14 protein-coding genes are annotated in these 16,813 nt (G+C 65.9%); 8 read left to right on the top strand and 6 right to left on the bottom strand.

Going from position 1 to position 16,813, the window contains the following annotated elements:
- Position 1: 1 nt before the first annotated feature.
- The 4 genes from QFZ70_RS02350 to QFZ70_RS02335 all read right to left on the bottom strand — a co-directional run bounded on the left by QFZ70_RS02350 (position 2) and on the right by QFZ70_RS02335 (position 4,256).
- The gene (locus QFZ70_RS02350; RefSeq protein ID WP_307093918.1) at positions 2 to 922 is read right to left on the bottom strand and encodes an FAD binding domain-containing protein; all 921 of its coding nucleotides are present in this window, start codon (positions 920 to 922) and stop codon (positions 2 to 4) included.
- A complete protein-coding gene (locus QFZ70_RS02345; protein ID WP_307093917.1) occupies positions 913 to 2,130 on the bottom strand; it encodes an XdhC family protein in 1,218 nt (405 codons plus the stop codon). Before QFZ70_RS02345 ends, QFZ70_RS02350 begins: the two co-directional genes overlap by 10 nt.
- 107 nt (positions 2,131 to 2,237) lie before the next feature.
- Entirely contained in the window at positions 2,238 to 3,752 is a 1,515-nt protein-coding gene (locus tag QFZ70_RS02340; protein ID WP_307093916.1) for an NCS2 family permease, read from the bottom strand.
- 9 nt (positions 3,753 to 3,761) lie between these two features.
- Positions 3,762 to 4,256 (bottom strand): nucleoside deaminase, encoded by a 495-nt coding sequence (locus QFZ70_RS02335; protein WP_307093915.1) that lies wholly within the window; start codon positions 4,254 to 4,256, stop codon positions 3,762 to 3,764.
- A gap of 409 nt (positions 4,257 to 4,665) precedes the next feature.
- Between QFZ70_RS02335 and QFZ70_RS02330 the strand changes: the two genes are divergently transcribed.
- Positions 4,666 to 6,033 (top strand): 8-oxoguanine deaminase, encoded by a 1,368-nt coding sequence (locus QFZ70_RS02330; RefSeq protein WP_307093914.1) that lies wholly within the window; start codon positions 4,666 to 4,668, stop codon positions 6,031 to 6,033.
- A gap of 98 nt (positions 6,034 to 6,131) precedes the next feature.
- On the opposite strand, the gene QFZ70_RS02325 is transcribed toward QFZ70_RS02330, so the two are convergent.
- Positions 6,132 to 6,320 carry a hypothetical protein gene (locus tag QFZ70_RS02325; protein ID WP_307093913.1) on the bottom strand — a complete coding sequence of 63 codons (189 nt, stop codon included), beginning with the start codon at positions 6,318 to 6,320 and terminating at the stop codon, positions 6,132 to 6,134.
- Between the two features lie 361 nt (positions 6,321 to 6,681).
- Between QFZ70_RS02325 and pucL the strand changes: the two genes are divergently transcribed.
- Both pucL and QFZ70_RS02315 read left to right on the top strand, forming a co-directional pair.
- Positions 6,682 to 7,590, top strand: coding sequence for a factor-independent urate hydroxylase (pucL, locus tag QFZ70_RS02320; RefSeq protein ID WP_307093912.1), 909 nt, complete (start codon positions 6,682 to 6,684; stop codon positions 7,588 to 7,590).
- A 177-nt stretch (positions 7,591 to 7,767) separates the two neighbouring features.
- Positions 7,768 to 9,273: a nucleobase:cation symporter-2 family protein gene (locus QFZ70_RS02315; protein WP_307093911.1), complete on the top strand. Its 1,506-nt coding sequence runs from the start codon at positions 7,768 to 7,770 to the stop codon at positions 9,271 to 9,273.
- 104 nt (positions 9,274 to 9,377) lie between these two features.
- Here QFZ70_RS02315 and QFZ70_RS02310 read toward each other — a convergent pair whose 3' ends face one another.
- Positions 9,378 to 10,133: an IclR family transcriptional regulator gene (locus QFZ70_RS02310; RefSeq protein ID WP_307093910.1), complete on the bottom strand. Its 756-nt coding sequence runs from the start codon at positions 10,131 to 10,133 to the stop codon at positions 9,378 to 9,380.
- Between the two features lie 211 nt (positions 10,134 to 10,344).
- Here QFZ70_RS02310 and QFZ70_RS02305 point away from each other — a divergent pair, with 211 nt between their 5' ends.
- From QFZ70_RS02305 to QFZ70_RS02285, 5 genes are all read left to right on the top strand, one after another.
- Entirely contained in the window at positions 10,345 to 11,781 is a 1,437-nt protein-coding gene (locus tag QFZ70_RS02305) for an NAD-dependent malic enzyme (RefSeq protein ID WP_307093909.1), read from the top strand.
- Positions 11,782 to 11,818: 37 nt separating this feature from the next.
- Entirely contained in the window at positions 11,819 to 13,417 is a 1,599-nt protein-coding gene (gene aceB, locus QFZ70_RS02300; protein WP_307093908.1) for a malate synthase A, read from the top strand.
- A gap of 3 nt (positions 13,418 to 13,420) precedes the next feature.
- Positions 13,421 to 14,698, top strand: a complete 1,278-nt coding sequence (locus QFZ70_RS02295; protein ID WP_307093907.1) for an aldolase — start codon at positions 13,421 to 13,423, stop codon at positions 14,696 to 14,698.
- 8 nt (positions 14,699 to 14,706) lie between these two features.
- The gene (locus QFZ70_RS02290) at positions 14,707 to 15,519 is read left to right on the top strand and encodes a bifunctional allantoicase/(S)-ureidoglycine aminohydrolase (protein ID WP_307093906.1); all 813 of its coding nucleotides are present in this window, start codon (positions 14,707 to 14,709) and stop codon (positions 15,517 to 15,519) included.
- 92 nt (positions 15,520 to 15,611) lie between these two features.
- Complete coding sequence (locus QFZ70_RS02285) at positions 15,612 to 16,766, top strand: serine hydrolase (protein WP_307093905.1); 1,155 nt, start codon at positions 15,612 to 15,614, stop codon at positions 16,764 to 16,766.
- Positions 16,767 to 16,813: the final 47 nt, after the last annotated feature.

The following is a 16,813-nucleotide window of genomic DNA, read 5'->3' as shown; positions in this document are numbered from 1 at the left end:
CTCAGGCCCCTTCCTGGTGTGCGTAGAGTCCACGGTCCTTCGGCGGCCAGAAGTCGCCGGATACCCGGATCCCGGGGGCCCCTTCGGGGGCGGCGAGCTCGGCACGGATCTCCTCTGCCAGGCGGTATGTCATGTCCCGGCGCCAGGCCGGCAGGCCGTGGATGTCGTTGTGATAAAGGTCGGCGGGGATCGCTCCGTCGATGGAAGCGGCCAGACCGTCGGCGTCGGGCAGCCCGTCAAAGCGCAGCTGAACTGGCCGCTTTGTGGCTGCGGTGACGGTCAGGACAAAGGATGTGCCGGCGTCGAGCCTGCCGATCAGCAGCACCGCTGACCTGCCCAGATTGCTCAGGCACAGGCGGCGGAAGGCCACACGGGCTGCAAGGGCCGACGCCGGAAGGTGGATGCTGCGGAGCAGCTCGCCGGGTGCGAGGCAGTTTGTGGCCTCGCCCGTGACGAACTCTGTCACCGGGACGCTGCGGCTGGCGCCGCCGGGGCCGAGGATGTTCGCGGTTCCGTCCAGTCCGGCGCAGAGCGAGATGACGGGGCCGGCGGGCAGGGAGGTGCACAGGTTGCCGCCCACGGTGGACATGTTCCACACCTTGAAGGAGGCAACAAAGGAGTCGCAGCAGGGCCGGACCAGGTCCAGGGCGGGCCAGCTGTGACCGGCGGCTGCAGGTGAGCCGGGCAGGTTGTAGAGCTCGGTGACAGTACAGGTCGCGGCCAGCTCGATTCCGGCTTCGCTGACGGTCACGGGGGTCCAGCCCGCGCTGCCGAGGTCCAGCAGCCGCTTCAGCGGCCGGGGCCCGAACGCAAAGCTGCCGTAGGAGAACAGGACGGTGCCGCCGGCCAGCCAGGCATCGCCGTCGCGCCATTGTGCGGGGTCGGTGGTGGGGACCACCGCCTCGATGGTGTTCATGTCCATGCGATCTCCTGCTGTTTAACGTGGGTGGGCGCCGGCTGGGCGGCGCGCTGCTGGTGGATGGGGCCGGAGGTTTCCCTCAACGGCTGATGGGAGGCGGCGGGATGCCGGGCGGCAATGATTTCGGCCAGGACGGAAACCGCCGCTTCGGCCGGAGTGACGGCGCCGAGGTCCAGGCCGAGCGGTGAGTGGAGCTGGGCAATCCGTTCGGGGCGGACGCCGTTGTCCAGGAGTGCGCCCACGCGTTGGAGGTGGCTGCGCCTGGATCCGAGGGCTCCGATAAAAGCCACATCCAGCGCGAGCGCAGCCTCCAGCAGGGGAACGTCGAACTTGGGGTCGTGGGTGAGGACGCAGATCACGGTCCGGGCGTCCACCCGTCCCGCCGCCGCTTCGGCTGCGAGGTACTGATGGGGCCAGCCGGTCACCACCTCATCCGCAGTGCCGAACCGCGCCTGCGAGGCGAAGGCCGGCCGGGCGTCCACCAGGGTGACGCGGTAACCCAGTGGTTTGGCGGCGGGGAGCAGCGCGGCGCTGAAGTCGTTGGCGCCGAACACCAGCAGGCGCGGCGGCGCGAGCCGGGACTCCACCAGGAGGGTGGCTTCCCCGGGGCACAAGCCCGGCCCGGCCAGCTGCAGCACTCCGGTGGCGCCGCGCAGGAAGGACTCGAGCTGTACGGCCAGGGCCCGGCCAACGCCGGGATCCCCGTTCAGATCCAGGAGCTCCGCCAGGTCCGGGTACCCGGCTACGCTGGCGGAAGCAGGATCTCGGATGACGACGGCGTTGCTGCCGCCACCAACCGCGCCCGCATCCAGCCTTCGGACCAGTGCAACCGGCGCGTCAGGCCCGCAGGCCGCCAACTGCAGCAGCGCTGCACCCAGCCGGCAACCGGCGTTCCGATTGGCTGGCTGGATGTGCACGTCCAGCTCACCCCCGCAGGTGAGCCCGACGGCGAAGGCATCGGCGGCGCTGTAGCCGAACGTCTCGAGGCGGGTGGCGCCGTCGTCGATTGATTCCAGGGCCGCGACCACCACGGCTCCCTCAACGCAGCCGCCGGAGAGGCTGCCCAGGACGGCGCCGGATTCGGACACGAGCATGGTGCTGCCGACGGGCCGCGGAACCGAGCCGCCGGCCCGCACGATGGTGGCCGCCGCGAACCGCTGTCCGGCCAGGGCCGGAGCCCAGCCGGTCAGTGAAGGGATCAGGTCAAGCATGCCGGCACTCCTTCTTCCGCGCTGCGGTGGTGTCCATATTGTCGTTCCTATCCGGAGCCGGGCCAAGCTTTTGACCCGGCTCCAGGGAGAGATTGCCGAGGGTGCGGTCAGGCGCCCAGCAGCAGGTTGATCGGGCCGCGGGCGAAGTAGACCAGGAAGCCGGCGCTGACCACCCACATCAACGGATGGATCTTCTTCGCCTTGCCGGACGCCGCCCCGATGATGGCCCAGCTGATGAAGCCCACGCCGATGCCGTTGGCGATCGAGTAGCTCAGCGGCATGGTGACGATGGTGAGGAAGGCGGGCAGTGCCACGGTGAACTTGCTGAACTTGATCTCCCGGATCTGGGCCATCATCATCGCGCCCACCACCACCAGTGCAGCTGCTGCCACCTCGAGCGGAACCACGCTGGTCAGCGGCGTCAGGAACATCGAACCCAGGAACAGGACGCCGGTCACCACCGACGCCAGGCCGGTCCGTGCCCCCTCGCCGATGCCGGCGGCGGAGTCGATGTACACCGTGTTGGACGAGCCGGAGGTTGCTCCGCCCGCCACGGCGCCAACGCCTTCCACGATGAAGGCCGACTTCAGCCGGGGGAACGTGCCGTCCTTGTGGGCGACGCCGGCGCTTTTGGCCAGGCCGGTCATGGTGCCCATGGCGTCGAAGAAGTTGGTGAACACCAGGGTGAACACCAGCATGGTGGCGGCAAGCCCGCCGATCCGGCTGAAGGCACCGAACAGGTCGAACTGTCCCACCAGGTCCGGGGCGGACACGAGCTGGCCGGAGAGCACCGGGGTGTTCAGGTGCCAGCCGCCGGGGTTGGTCTCGCTGGCCGGGCCGATTTTCATGACCGCTTCGACGACGGCGGCCAGGAAGGTAGTTGCCACAATGCCGATCAGCAGGCCGCCCTGGACTTTGCGGGCCACGAGGATGCCCATGGCCAGCAGGCCAACGACGAACACCAGCGTGGGGATTGAGGTGATGGAGCCGCCGTTGCCCAGCTGGACAGGCGGGCCGCCTGCCGTTGCCTTGACGAAACCGGAGTCCACAAAGCCGATGAAGGCGATGAACAGGCCGATGCCCACCGTGATGGCGGCTTTCAGCTCCTTGGGGACGGCGCGGAAGATGGCGGTGCGGGCGCCGGTGACACCGAACAGCACGATCAGGATGCCGTTGATCACCACCAGGCCCATGGCTTCCGCCCAGGTGACTTCCTGGATCACGGACACGGCCAGGAAGGAGTTGATGCCGAGCCCGGCGGCGAGGCCGAACGGCAGGTTGGCCACGAGTCCGAAGAGGATGGTCATCACCCCGGCGGTGAGTCCGGTGACGGCACCCACCTGTGCTGCGGACAGCCAGCCCCCGGCGACGTCGGTGGGGGCATTGCCTGCGCTGAATCCGCCGAGGATCAGGGGGTTGAGGATGACGATGTACGCCATGGTGAAGAAGGTGACCAGGCCACCGCGGAATTCACGGGCCAGTGTGGAGCCGCGCTGGGTGATCTGGAAGAACCGGTCAAGGAAAGAGTCCGACGCCGGTGGTTGGGGAGTGCCCGTTGCGGGCTTTGGGGTGCGTGGGGTTGGAGCCGAATGCTCCTCGTGGGAACTATCCAGGATGGTCATCCCGGCCGCCTAGTAGTCGATCCTGGTATCGAGGGTGTTCCAGGTGTTGAACGGCTCCAGCGGGGCGGGGCCCTGCGTGCGGTCCAACTCCAGCTTCGAGACCGGCATCAGGGAGTTCCTGTCCTGGTTTTCGAAGTATTCGTAGAACACGGCGTCATCGAAGCCCACGGACGCGGCGTCGTGCCGGTCGGCAGCAAAGACAACCCGTTCAACCCGTGCCCAGAGCGCGGACGCCAGGCACATGGGGCACGGCTCGCAACTGGTGTAAAGGACGGCTCCGCTGAGGTCGAAGGTGCCAAGTTCGCGGCAGGCCGTGCGGATGGCGGTGACTTCGGCGTGGGCGGTGGGATCGTTGTCCGCGGTGACCCGGTTGACGCCGTCGAACGTCCGGCCGTCAGCCGTGACGATCATTGCTCCGAAGGGTCCCCCGCTGTTCAGGACGTTGGCCGTTGCCAACCTGATGGATCTGGCCAGGAATTCTTCGGCCGTGACGGTGGTACTCATGATGCGACTCCCTTTGCCGGGAAGCCTGTAGTCCGTTGCAGGACCAGTAGAACCAGGTGCGAACGGTTACCAGGCTTCAGCATGTGCTGTGAAGGTTAAGTTGCGCCTGGTAGATAGCTTCCCGAGGTCCGGGTGCCCGCCTTTGGCAAGATCGAGATTAGCACCGGAATGTGGGCTGCGCCATAGTTTTCTGGAAACTTATTTTCGTAATGTGAAATCCAGGTTTCGTGCACTTCACTTCCCCCGGTCACATTCGCGGCGCCGTTGACGCTGCCACTGGAAGGGTCCTAGCCTTGGTCCCAGCCGCGCTGCCTGTGAGCACTTCTGCTCGCAGGCGCGGCCACCTGGATCAGCAGACAGGGCCCCACTGAGCTGGCATGAACACCACCGCCCTCAGACAAGGACCGCCATGACGCCATCCATCGCACCCGCTTCCCGCCTCTGGATCAAGAATCCGCAGGCCGCTTTTACCGCCAATCACCTGGACGCCTCGGGCGGACTGGTGGTCAGCGGCGGAGTCATCGTGGAAGTGCTCGCCGCCGGGCAGGTGCCTTCCGAACCCTGCAGCGAGGTCTTCGACGCCGGCAGCCACGTGCTGCTGCCGGGCCTGATCAACACCCATCACCACTTCTACCAGACCCTCACCCGCGCCTGGGGTCCGGTTGCCAATGCCCCGTTGTTCCCGTGGCTGCAAAACCTGTATCCGGTGTGGGCCCGGCTTACGCCCCGCGATCTGGAGCTGGCCACCACCGTGGCGCTGGCGGAACTGCTGCTCTCGGGCTGCACCACGGCCGCCGACCATCACTACCTCTTCCCGGGCGGGCTGGAGAATGCCATCGACATCCAGGTTGAGGCGGTCCGCCGGCTGGGGATGCGGGCCACCCTGACGCGCGGGTCCATGACGCTCGGGACGGACGACGGCGGCCTGCCGCCCCAGTCCACTGTGCAGGAACCGGAGGTGGTGCTGGTCGACAGCGAGCGCCTGGTGGGCCAGTACCACGAGCGCGGTGACGACGCCGTGATCCAGATTGCCCTCGCACCCTGCTCGCCGTTTTCGGTGACCAAGGAGATCATGGCCGAAAGTGCAGCGCTCGCGGAGCGGCTGGACGTCCGCCTGCACACCCACCTCGCCGAGACCCTGGACGAGGAGGACTTCTGCCGGGAGATGTTCGGGCTGCGGACCGTTGACTACCTGGACAGCGTGGGCTGGCTGACGGACCGCACGTGGCTGGGCCACGGCATCCATTTCAGCGACGCCGAGATCGCCAGGCTGGGAGCCGCGGGCACCGCCGTCGCGCATTGCCCCACCTCCAACATGCGGCTGGCGTCCGGTACCGCGAGGGTCCTGGAACTGGAGGACGCCGGGGTTCCCGTGGGGCTGGGAGTGGACGGCTCGGCGTCAAACGATGCTTCGAACATGATCCTGGAAGCGCGGCAGGCGCTGTACCTGCAAAGGCTGCGGTACGGGGCGGACGTTCCGGTGGAGCGGGCCCTCGGCTGGGCCACCCGCGGTTCGGCCTCAGTGCTGGGCCGTTCGGGGCTGGGTCAGCTGGCCCCCGGAATGCAGGCAGACCTGGCCCTGTTCCGGCTGGACGACCTTCGCTTTTCCGGCAGCCACGATCCCATCGCTGCATTGTTGCTGTGTGCTGCTGACCGGGCGGACCGGGTGATGGTGGGCGGCTCGTGGCGCGTGGTGGACGGGCAGATTCCGGGCCTGGATATCGCCGGACTTATCGCTGATCATTCAGCGGCTGCGCGGCGGCTGGTGAACGGCTGACGCCCGTTTCGACGATTCCCCGCCTGGACGACGACTCGCATCATCGAACGGGCGGGGAACCGTCGAAATGGCGGTGCGCCGCTACGTCGCAAGTCCCGTCAGGACCGTTGGCCGCCGAAGCCGGGCAGGCCGTGCACCCAGCGCGAGAAGCGTCCCGGAACGTGCTCACGGTCTGCGGGCAGGTAGAAGTCCGGATCCGTCCCGCCGCCAAGGGGAAGGTAGAACTCCTGGACCGAGGGTGCCGCCGTTGGTGCCGGTGCTACCGGCGTGCTGTCCTGCTGGTACATCTGATCCTCCTTCAAAGGTTGCATTGTTTCCGCCTAACGGAAAATAACTTTTGTTATGTGGAATATCTTAAGGGCTGGCCACAGAAGCGTCAATGGCCCAATCGACCACCGAGGGGGCGGCCAGTCACAAAGCGGATTTTCAACTTGTGATGTACACCACCGGCTTGCGGGGGTACGCTGGATCTCAATTCGTGGTGTAAGTCACGTAACCTGGGAGCAGCAGGCAGGGTCGTAATGAGCTGGCATCAATGGATGCCGGCTCTTTTTTGTTGGGTCGGCTCCACCGGAAACGCGCTTGAAACGCGCGCTTAATTTCAGTGATGGAACCTAGGTTCCACTTACCGGGAGTTGGGAACAGACCATGAGCAGCAAGATCATCCTCGGCGAAAACCAGTACGGAAAGGCCGAGGTCCGGGTTGTCAAGATCACCCGCGACACCGACCGCCACGAAATCGAAGACCTGAGCGTCACCTCGCAGCTGCGGGGAGACTTCTCCGCCGCCCACCTCGAGGGCGACAACGCCCACGTGGTGGCCACGGACACCCAGAAAAACACCATCTACGCCTTCGCCCGCGACGGCGTGGGTTCCCCCGAGGCGTTCCTGCTTCGGCTCGGCGAGCACTTCACCTCCAGCTTTGACTGGGTAAACGGCGGCCGCTGGGAAGCCGAGTCGTACAGCTGGAACCGGATCCAGGCCCACGGCGCGGAGCACGACCACTCCTTCGTGCGCAACGGCCAGGAAGTCCGCACCGCCGTCCTGGTCCGCGACGGCGCCACCACCCACCTGATCTCCGGACTCAAGGACCTGACCGTCCTCAAGTCCACCCAGTCGGGCTTCACGGGCTACCCGAAGGACCGGTACACCACCCTGCCGGAAACCACGGACCGCATCCTCGCCACCGACGTCTCGGCCCGGTGGCGGTTCAAGACCGGAACCGATTTCAGCGCCTTGGACTTCAACAAGAGCTACGACGACGTCAAAGGACTCCTGCTCGAAGGCTTCACGGAGAAGTACTCCCACGCCCTGCAGCAGACCCTGTTCGACATGGGCACCAAGGTCCTCGAAGCCCACAGCGAGATCGACGAAATCAAGTTCTCGATGCCCAACAAGCACCACTTCCTCGTTGACCTCTCACCGTTCGGCCTCGACAATCCCAACGAGGTCTTTTACGCTGCCGACCGCCCCTACGGCCTGATCGAGGCCACCGTCCAGCGCGACGACGCCACCCCGGCCGATATCGCCTGGTCAGGCATCGCCGGCTTCTGCTAAACCGCAACACCAACCACCAAGCCCGGAGTTTTTGTCCACGTTTTCGACCCCTGAGCGGCTCAAAACGCCCATTACCTGGACAAAACTCCGGGCCATACCTCTCATCTTTCAGCCACACCGTTAGCCAGACCCCGTTAGCCAGACAATGTCGTCTGCCATGAACCAAGAAAGTCTGCCATGAACATCAGAAAGAAACCGGCTGCTTCCATCGCCGGAAAAGGCCAGCATTCAACCCGGCCTGAGGACCAGCGCCTCCCCATCGCCAGCACATTCGCCTACGGCTTCCAGCACGTCCTCACCATGTACGGCGGGATCATTGCCCCGCCCCTGATCATTGGCGCTGCGGCAGGCATGTCCTCGCAGGACATCGGCCTCCTGATCGCCGCCTGCCTCTTCGTCGGCGGCCTTGCCACCATCCTGCAGACCATCGGCGTCCCGTTCTTCGGCTCCCAGCTTCCACTGGTGCAGGGCGTTTCCTTCGCCGGAGTTTCCACCATGGTGGCCATCGTCCACGGCGGCGGCGGAATCCAGGCAGTCTTCGGGTCCGTTATCGCGGCATCACTGATCGGCCTGCTGATCACGCCGCTGTTCTCGAAGATCATCAGGTTCTTCCCTCCGGTGGTTACCGGAACCGTCATCACCACCATCGGGCTCACGCTTATGCCGGTGGCGGCCAACTGGGCCATGGGCGGCAATAACAAAGCGGAAAACTACGGCAGCATGGCCAACATCGGTTTGGCCGCCGCCACCATGGCCATCGTCCTGCTGCTGAGCAAAGTGGGCAGCGCCGCCATCTCACGGCTGTCCATCCTGCTCGCGATGGTCCTGGGCACGCTGATCGCCTTCGCCTTCGGCATGGCCGACTTCTCCAAGGTGGCCCAGGGCGAGATCGTCGCCTTCCCCACACCGTTCGCCTTCGGGCCGCCGGTGTTCGAGATTGCCGCCATCATTTCCATGCTCATCGTCATCCTGGTGACCCTGACCGAGACCTCTGCAGACATCATCGCCGTGGGTGAGATCGTGGGCACCAAGGTGGACTCCAAGCGGATCGGCGACGGCCTCCGGGCGGACATGCTCTCCAGCGCCATCTCCCCGCTCTTTAACTCCTTCACGCAGAGCGCCTTCGCCCAGAACGTAGGCCTGGTGGCGATCACCGGCGTCAAGAGCCGCTTCGTGGTCAGCGCCGGCGGCCTGATCCTGGTAATCCTCGGCCTGCTGCCGGTCCTTGGCCGAGTGGTCGCAGCGGTGCCCACGCCTGTCCTGGGCGGCGCCGGCGTCGTACTCTTCGGCACGGTGGCCGCCAGCGGCATCCGCACCCTCGCCAAGGTGGAGTACAAAAACAACATGAACCTGATCATCGTGGCGGCCTCCATTGGGTTCGGCATGATCCCGATTGCCGCTCCGGCCTTCTACGATCAGTTCCCGTCCTGGTTCGGCACCATCTTCCACTCCGGCATCAGCTCGGCCGCCGTGATGGCCATCCTGCTGAACCTGCTGTTCAACCACTTCAAGGCCGGCAACTCGGAGAACCAGTCCGTGTTCGTCGCCGGGACCGGACGCGTGATCCGGGAAGAGGACCTGAAGTGCCTGGCCGACGGCGACCGTTTCGAGGGCGGCAAGCTCATCGACTGCGACGGCAAGGAAGTCCCTGTCCAGTCGTCCGAGAAGGCGTCAGACCACTAACAACCCCGCGCCAAATGACAGTTCACCGCAATGTTCCTTCCGGGCACTGCGGTGAACTGCCATTTCACGTGTTTTGTACGACGGCGGGATGCCGCTTGGGTGCGTCAGGTGCGGTTGAGCTCCAGGGAGATCGCCTCGGCGGCTTCGCGGAGGATGGGCACGGCTTTGTCGGCGAAGTTTTCGTCCACCCGGGACACCGGCCCGGAAACAGAAATGGCGGCAGGGGTGGGGGCGTTGGGCACGGCCATGGCGAAGCAGCGGACACCCAACTCCTGCTCCTCCTCGTCGATGGAGTAGCCGCGTTCCCGGATGAGCTTGAGGTCGGCCAGAAGCTCATCGACGTCGCCGATGCTCTTCGCCGTGGGGGTGGGCATCCCGGCGCGGGTGACGATGCCGCGGACCGTATCGTCGTCGAGCTGGGCCAGGATGGCTTTGCCGACGCCGGTGGCGTGGGTATGGGCGCGCCGGCCCACCTCGGTGAACATGCGCATCGAGTGCAGCGACGGCACCTGCGCCACGTAAATCACCATGTCCGAGTCGAGCACGGCCATGTTGGAGGTTTCGCCCAGCCTGTCCACCAGCGTTTTCAGCTGCGGGCGCGCCACGGCGCCGAGCTGCTTGTTGGCCCCTTCGCCCAGCCGGATGAGCCGCGGGCCCAGGGCATACCGCCGGTTGGGGAGCTGGCGGATGTAACCCAGCGACACCAGCGTGCGCAGCAGGCGGTGGATCGTGGGCAGCGGCAGGTCGGTGGAGGAGGACAGTTCGCTGAGGGTGACATCCCCGCCTGCATCCGTGATCAGTTCCAGCAGTTCGAAGACGCGCTCAACGGATTGGACGCCGCCTGCGGCTTTTTCAGCCATGTACCAGTCTCCTGTGGACTCGGATTCCGACAAGTCTTATCCGCATCGTGAAAAGAATTGCCCTAATGCTCTCAAGATACAGCACAGGCTTAACGGAAGCGATGAAGGAACATGAGGGCTTGTAATTCCACAAAGTAGATAATAATATCCATAATACGAAAACATTCGGATTCAACAGCTGCCCGTACCGGGCCCAACAGGAGGACATTCAATGGCGAACCCCAGCCCCGGAAATTCGATCACCCTGCGCGTGGAAGCACCGTCTAGCTTCAGCGCCACCAGCGAGCTCGCCGCGGCCGTGGGCGCCGCCGGCGCCGCCATCACCGCCCTGGACGTCAGCGAGTCCCACCACGAGACCCTGGTTGTCGACGTCACCTGCAACACCACCGACGACGAGCACGCCGGCAGGGTCATGGACGCCCTCAACGCGCTCGACGGCGTCACGGTCCAACACGTCTCGGACCGCACCTTCCTGATGCACCTCGGCGGCAAGCTCGAGGTGGTCCCCAAAGTAGCCCTGCGCAACCGTGACGATCTCTCCCGCGCCTACACTCCCGGCGTCGCCCGCGTCTGCCTCGCCATCGCCGAGGATCCCGCAGCTGCCCGCAACCTGACCGTCAAACGCAACACCATCGCCGTCGTCACGGACGGATCCGCCGTGCTGGGATTGGGCAACATCGGCCCCGCCGCGGCACTGCCCGTGATGGAGGGCAAGGCCGCCCTGTTCAAGCAGTTCGCCAACGTGGACGCCTGGCCCGTCTGCCTCGATACGCAGGACACCGAAGAGATCATCCGGATCGTCAAGGCACTCGCACCCGTCTACGGCGGCGTGAACCTTGAGGACATCGCCGCTCCGCGCTGCTTTGAAATCGAGAACCGGCTCCGCGAGGAACTGGACATCCCGGTGTTCCACGATGACCAGCACGGCACCGCCATCGTCACCCTCGCTGCCCTGGTCAACGCACTCCGCGTGGTGGGCAAGAAGCTCGATGAGGTCCGGATCGTCGTCTCCGGCGTCGGCGCGGCCGGTTCCGCCATCATCCAGCTCCTCAAGGCACAGGGCGCCCGGCACATCATCGCCGCAGGCCGCTCCGGCGCCATCCACGCGGGTGAAACCTACAGCGACGAGCACCGCAGCTGGATCGCGGCGAACACCAACGAGGAAGGCTTCGCCGGCACCCTCCACGAAGCGCTCGTGGGTGCTGACGTGTTCATCGGCGTCAGCGCCCCGCACGTCATCGGCGAGGAACAGGTGGCCGCCATGGCCCAGGACGCCATCGTGTTCGCCATGGCCAACCCCACGCCGGAAATCGATCCCGTCATCGCATCGCGCCATGCGGCCGTGGTGGCCACCGGCCGGAGCGACTTCCCCAACCAGATCAACAACGTGCTCGCCTTCCCCGGCTTCTTCCGCGGCCTGCTCGACGCCGGGGCCTCGGACATCACCCCGGAGATGCTGGTGGCCGCCGCGGAGGCAATCGCCAACCGGGTAGCTGACGACGAGCTCAATGCCAGCTACATTATCCCCAGCGTCTTCGATCCCCATGTCGCCGCCGATGTTGCCTCCGCAGTGGCCGCCGCCGCCCACAACGCCAGCGTTGCCGCCGCAGCAGCACCGGCACCCGAAGCCGCCCTGGCCAGCGCCTGATTCACCGCCTGACTTCAGCACAAGGAAAGGACCAGAAATGGCCATCACTGTCACAGATCCCCGGCCCATCAACCGCGCAGAGGAGATCCTTACCCCCAAGGCGCTGGCCTTCGTGGAGGAGCTGCACACACGCTTCGCCGGCACCCGCAACGAACTCCTGGCCGCCCGGGCCGCCAAGCGCCAGCGCGTGGCGGAGACGGGCAAGCTGGACTTCCTGCCGGAAACGCAGGACGTGCGCGACGGCGACTGGAAGGTTGCGCCCGCACCGGCAGCTTTGCAGGACCGCCGGGTTGAGATGACCGGGCCCGCCTCACCGGCGAAGATGGCCATCAATGCACTGAACTCAGGCGCCAAGGTGTGGCTCGCGGATCTCGAGGATGCCAGCACACCCACCTGGGGCAACGTCGTCGACGCCATCCTGAATCTCCGCGACGCCGCCCAGGGCACCCTCAGCCACACCTCGGACGAGGGCAAGGAATACAGGCTCCGCACCGACGCCCCGCTCGCCGTCGTGGTGGCCCGCCCCCGCGGCTGGCACATGCCGGAGAAGCACCTGCTGATCAACGGCGAACCCGGCGTGGGCGCTCTGGTGGACTTCGGCCTGCACTTCTTCCATGTGGCCAAGCAGCTGGTCCTCAACGGGCAGGGCCCGTACTACTACCTGCCCAAGATGGAGAGCCACCTGGAGGCGCGGCTCTGGAACGACGTCTTTGTTTTTGCCCAGGATTACCTCGGACTGAACCAGGGCACCGTCCGTGCCACCGTCCTGATTGAGACCATCCCCGCTGCCTTCGAAATGGACGAAATCCTGTACGAGCTGCGGGACCACGCCTCGGGCCTCAACGCCGGCCGCTGGGACTACCTCTTCAGCATCATCAAGTACTTCCGCGATGCAGGCGAGGAGTTTGTGCTCCCGGACCGTGCCTCGGTTGTCATGACCGCACCGTTCATGCGCGCCTACACCGAACTGCTGGTCAAGACCTGTCACAAGCGCGGTGCCTTCGCGATGGGCGGCATGGCCGCCGTCATCCCCAACCGCCGGCACCCCGAGGTCACCGAGGCGGCCTTCGCCAAGGTTCGCGCTGACAAGACCCGCGAGGCTAACGACGGCTTCGACGGTTCATGGGTTGCGCACCCGGACCTCGTCCCCACCTGCCGCGAAGTCTTCGACTCAGTGCTCGGCAACAAGCCAAACCAACTGGACAAGCAGCGCCCGGAAGTTTCCGTCACTGCGGAGCAGCTCCTGGATGTGGCCTCCGCTGACGGGCAGGTGACTGAGTCGGGCTTACGGCTCAACTTGTACGTCGCCGTTGCCTACACCGCCGTGTGGCTGTCCGGAAACGGCGCCGTGGCCATCCACAACCTGATGGAGGACGCCGCCACCGCGGAAATCTCCCGCTCGCAGGTGTGGCAGCAAATCCGGAACAAGTCAGTGCTCGCTGACACCGGCAACACCGTCACCCGCGAGCTGGTGGAGCGGATCCTGGGCGAGGAAACGGAACGCCTGCGCACGGAGGTGGGCGACGAGGCCTTCCGCCGCTACTACCAGCCGGCCAGCGCATTGATCGGGGACATCTGTCTCTCGGAGGATTACACGGACTTCCTCACCACCCCGGCCTACGAACTGGTGGGCTGAGGCATGGCTGGACCAAAGCCTTCGCTGTCCCCGGGGGACCTCGCGCACATCGATGGGCAGCTGGCCCCCACGGACCGCCTGCTGGAGCAGAACTACCCGGGCGACGACGGCTCCCGCCAGCCCGTCCACACGGTGTACGTCCCCGCAGACCGGTTCACGCCGTCGCTCGCTGCCGACTGGGGCGCCGAGGCGCTGGCCACCGCGGCCGCGCACGGCGGGCTGGAAAAACTCGGTGCGCTGCTCGGCCAGGACACCGGCCTCGCCGGGGCCGTTGCCTCCCGCGTGGAGGCAAAACTTGCCAGCGAACCGATCGAGGACCTGCGGCTCGATTTTGAGGACGGCTTCGGGGACAGGGGCGACGACGCCGAGGATGCCGCCGCGGTTGCTGCGGCATCCGCTGTGGCCGCCGCCGTCGCTGCCGGCTCCGCTCCCCCGTTCATCGGGATCCGCTTCAAGTGTTTTGAGGCGCCGACACGGTCGCGCGGGTTGCGGACGCTTGACCTGTTCGTTTCCGGGCTCTCCGCGGCCGGCGAGCTGCCGGAAGGGCTAATCCTGACCCTGCCCAAGGTCACCACGGTGGCCCAGGTCCAGGCGATGGATTACGCCGTCTCGCGGCTGGAGGAAGTGCACTCGCTTCCGGCAGGGCGGCTCCGCTTCGAGGTCCAGGTGGAGACGCCGCAGCTGATCCTCGGACCCGAGGGCACCTCCCCGGTGGCGCAGCTGCCGCATGCCGTGCCCGGCCGGATCAGCGGCCTGCATTACGGCACCTACGACTACTCGGCGTCACTCCAGATTTCCGCCGAATACCAGTCCATGGAGCACCCGGTGGCGGACTTCGCCAAGGAAGTCATGCAGCTGGCAGTAGCCGGCACCGGCATTCGGCTCTCCGACGGATCCACCAACATCATCCCGGTGGGCGACAACGTGGAGAACGCCTGGCAGCTGCACGGGCGTCTCGTCCGGCGATCCCTGGAGCGCGGCTACTACCAGGGATGGGACCTGCACCCGGCCCAGCTCCCCAGCCGGTTCGCCGCCACCTACGCCTTCTACCGGCAGGGCCTGCCCGCCGCCGCAGCCCGCCTGCGCAACTACGTCGAACGGACCGAAGGCGGCGTGATGGACGAACCCGCCACCGCCCGCGCACTGGCAGCGTTCGTGCTGCGCGGCGTCCAGTGCGGCGCCGTAGGTGCCCATGAAGTCCAGGCGCTCGCCGGCGTCGGAATCCCCCAACTCACTGCACTGGCCCACCCACGGCTGGCCACCACTTCCAACTCCCAGTAAGGATCCCCATGGGCAAGTACTACTCCCCCGAAGGCGGCCTGCCGCCGCAGACCCACCTGACCACCGAGCGGGCCATCGTGACCGAGGCCTACACGGTCATTCCCAGGGGCGTGATGACCGACATCGTGACCAGCAACCTGCCGGGCTTCACCAACACCCGGTCGTGGATCATCGCCCGTCCCATCTCCGGGTTCGCCACCACGTTTTCCCAGCTGATCGTGGAAGTCGGCCCGGGCGGCGGCGCCCCGAAGGCCGAGTTCGAGGCCGGCGTGGAAGGTGTCGTCTTCGTGACCCGCGGCAAGGTCAACCTGACCCTGGATGGTGAACTGCACCAGCTCGAAGAAGGCGGCTACGCCTACCTTGCCGCCGGCTCCCAGTGGGGGCTGGAGAACGTTTCGGACGACGTCGTGTCCTTCCAATGGATCCGCAAAGCCTACGAGCGGCTCGAGGGGTACGAGGCGAAGTCCTTCGTCACCAGCGACCAGGAAGTGGAGCCGACGGCGATGCCGGACACCAACGGCGCGTGGAAGACCACCCGGTTCACGGACTCCAGCGACCTGGCGCACGACATGCAGGTGAACATCGTGACGTTCCAGCCCGGCGGCGTGATCCCTTTCCCGGAGACCCATGTCATGGAGCACGGCCTGTACGTCCTGGAAGGCAAAGCCATGTACCTGCTGAACAACGACTGGGTGGAAGTGGAGGCGGGCGACTTCATGTGGCTGCGCGCGTTCTGCCCGCAGGCCTGCTACGCCGGGGGCCCCGGCGAGTTCCGGTACCTGCTCTACAAGGACATGAACCGCCAGGTCCGCCTCACCTAAACTGCCCTCCCCTGTCCCAACCATGTAGTGCCACGACGTTTTGGAGCGTCAAAACGACACCGGGCACTACTCAGCGGGGGGAAAATTGGTCCATGGGCATCCGCCGGAGACGTGCGTGGAAACGGGTTGCAGCCTGCCTGTGCTCGGTCCTGCTGGTGGCATCCTCGACCGGCTGCATCGAGGAACCACCGCCCCCGGAGCCGGACCACCCGGCCTTCGCCCTTCTGAAGGACTTCAGTGCCCGGATGCTGGAGGAAGGCGCCCCTGCAGTCCTTATTGCCGTCAGGAACGGTGACAACACGTGGACGCACGCTGCCGGAGTCCGCAGCCTGGAGTCAAAAGAACCGGCGACAATCGCGGATCCTCTCCAGATAGGAAGCATCACCGAATCACTGGTGGCGGTCTCGGTGATGAAGCTGGTGGAGGAGGGCAGGCTCGATCTGGATGCAGAAGTCAGCACTTATCTCCCTGAGTTCGGAACCGTGCTGCACCCACCCGGGCCTGTCACAGTCCGCCAACTCCTGACCCACGAGTCGGGAATCCCCGACTTCTATGTTCCCCGGCTGGCCTCCGGAAATTGGGAGGCGACGATGAACCGGCCGCTCAGCCTTGAACGGCAACTGGCCCTTGCCGCCACCGTACCGTGGGACGGCCGGCTGGCGCGGATTTTCGACTACTCCCGTTCGAACTACTCAGCCCTTGCCCTGATAGTCGAACGGGTCCGCGGAAAAGGGATTGGGCCCGTCCTGGCCGCTGACATCGCGGAGCCTCTGGGCTTGGCGAATACCCGCCTGGACGGCGGGTCCCCGCCAGCCACCATGATTCACGGCTACATCACCGTCGAAGGAAAGCGGCTGGACGTGGCGCGGCCGGCCTGGGTCGGTGAGCTGCCCTCCGGCGGAGTCCTGTCCACAGTGGAGGAAGTGAACAGGTTCTACGCGGCACTGTTGCAGGGCAGGCTGCTGTCACCAGACACCGTGACGGCCATGAAGGGCGGCTACTCGCAGTATTACGGCTTTGCCCTGCGGCGGTGGAACAACACCTGCAACAACCGCTTCTACTACGGCCTTCCCGGAGACATCGACGGCTACGGCATGATTTCAGTGACCAGCGAGGACGGCAGCAAGCAACTGGCCCTTGCAGTCGCGTACCCGCCCGCGCCGCCGACCCTCGAGCTGAACCCATTGATCTCTGAAATGCAGGATGTGGCGCAGGAGGCCTTGAACAAGCTCTGCCCGGAAAACTGACCCGCAGTTAGCGCCGCCACAACGCGGTTTCGGGACGTTAACTGCGA

Origin of the sequence: Arthrobacter sp. V1I9, from assembly GCF_030817075.1 — a bacterium.
Classification (GTDB): domain Bacteria; phylum Actinomycetota; class Actinomycetes; order Actinomycetales; family Micrococcaceae; genus Arthrobacter.
Note: the sequence above shows the minus strand (reverse complement) of the source record. Positions and strands in the feature narration are given on the sequence as shown.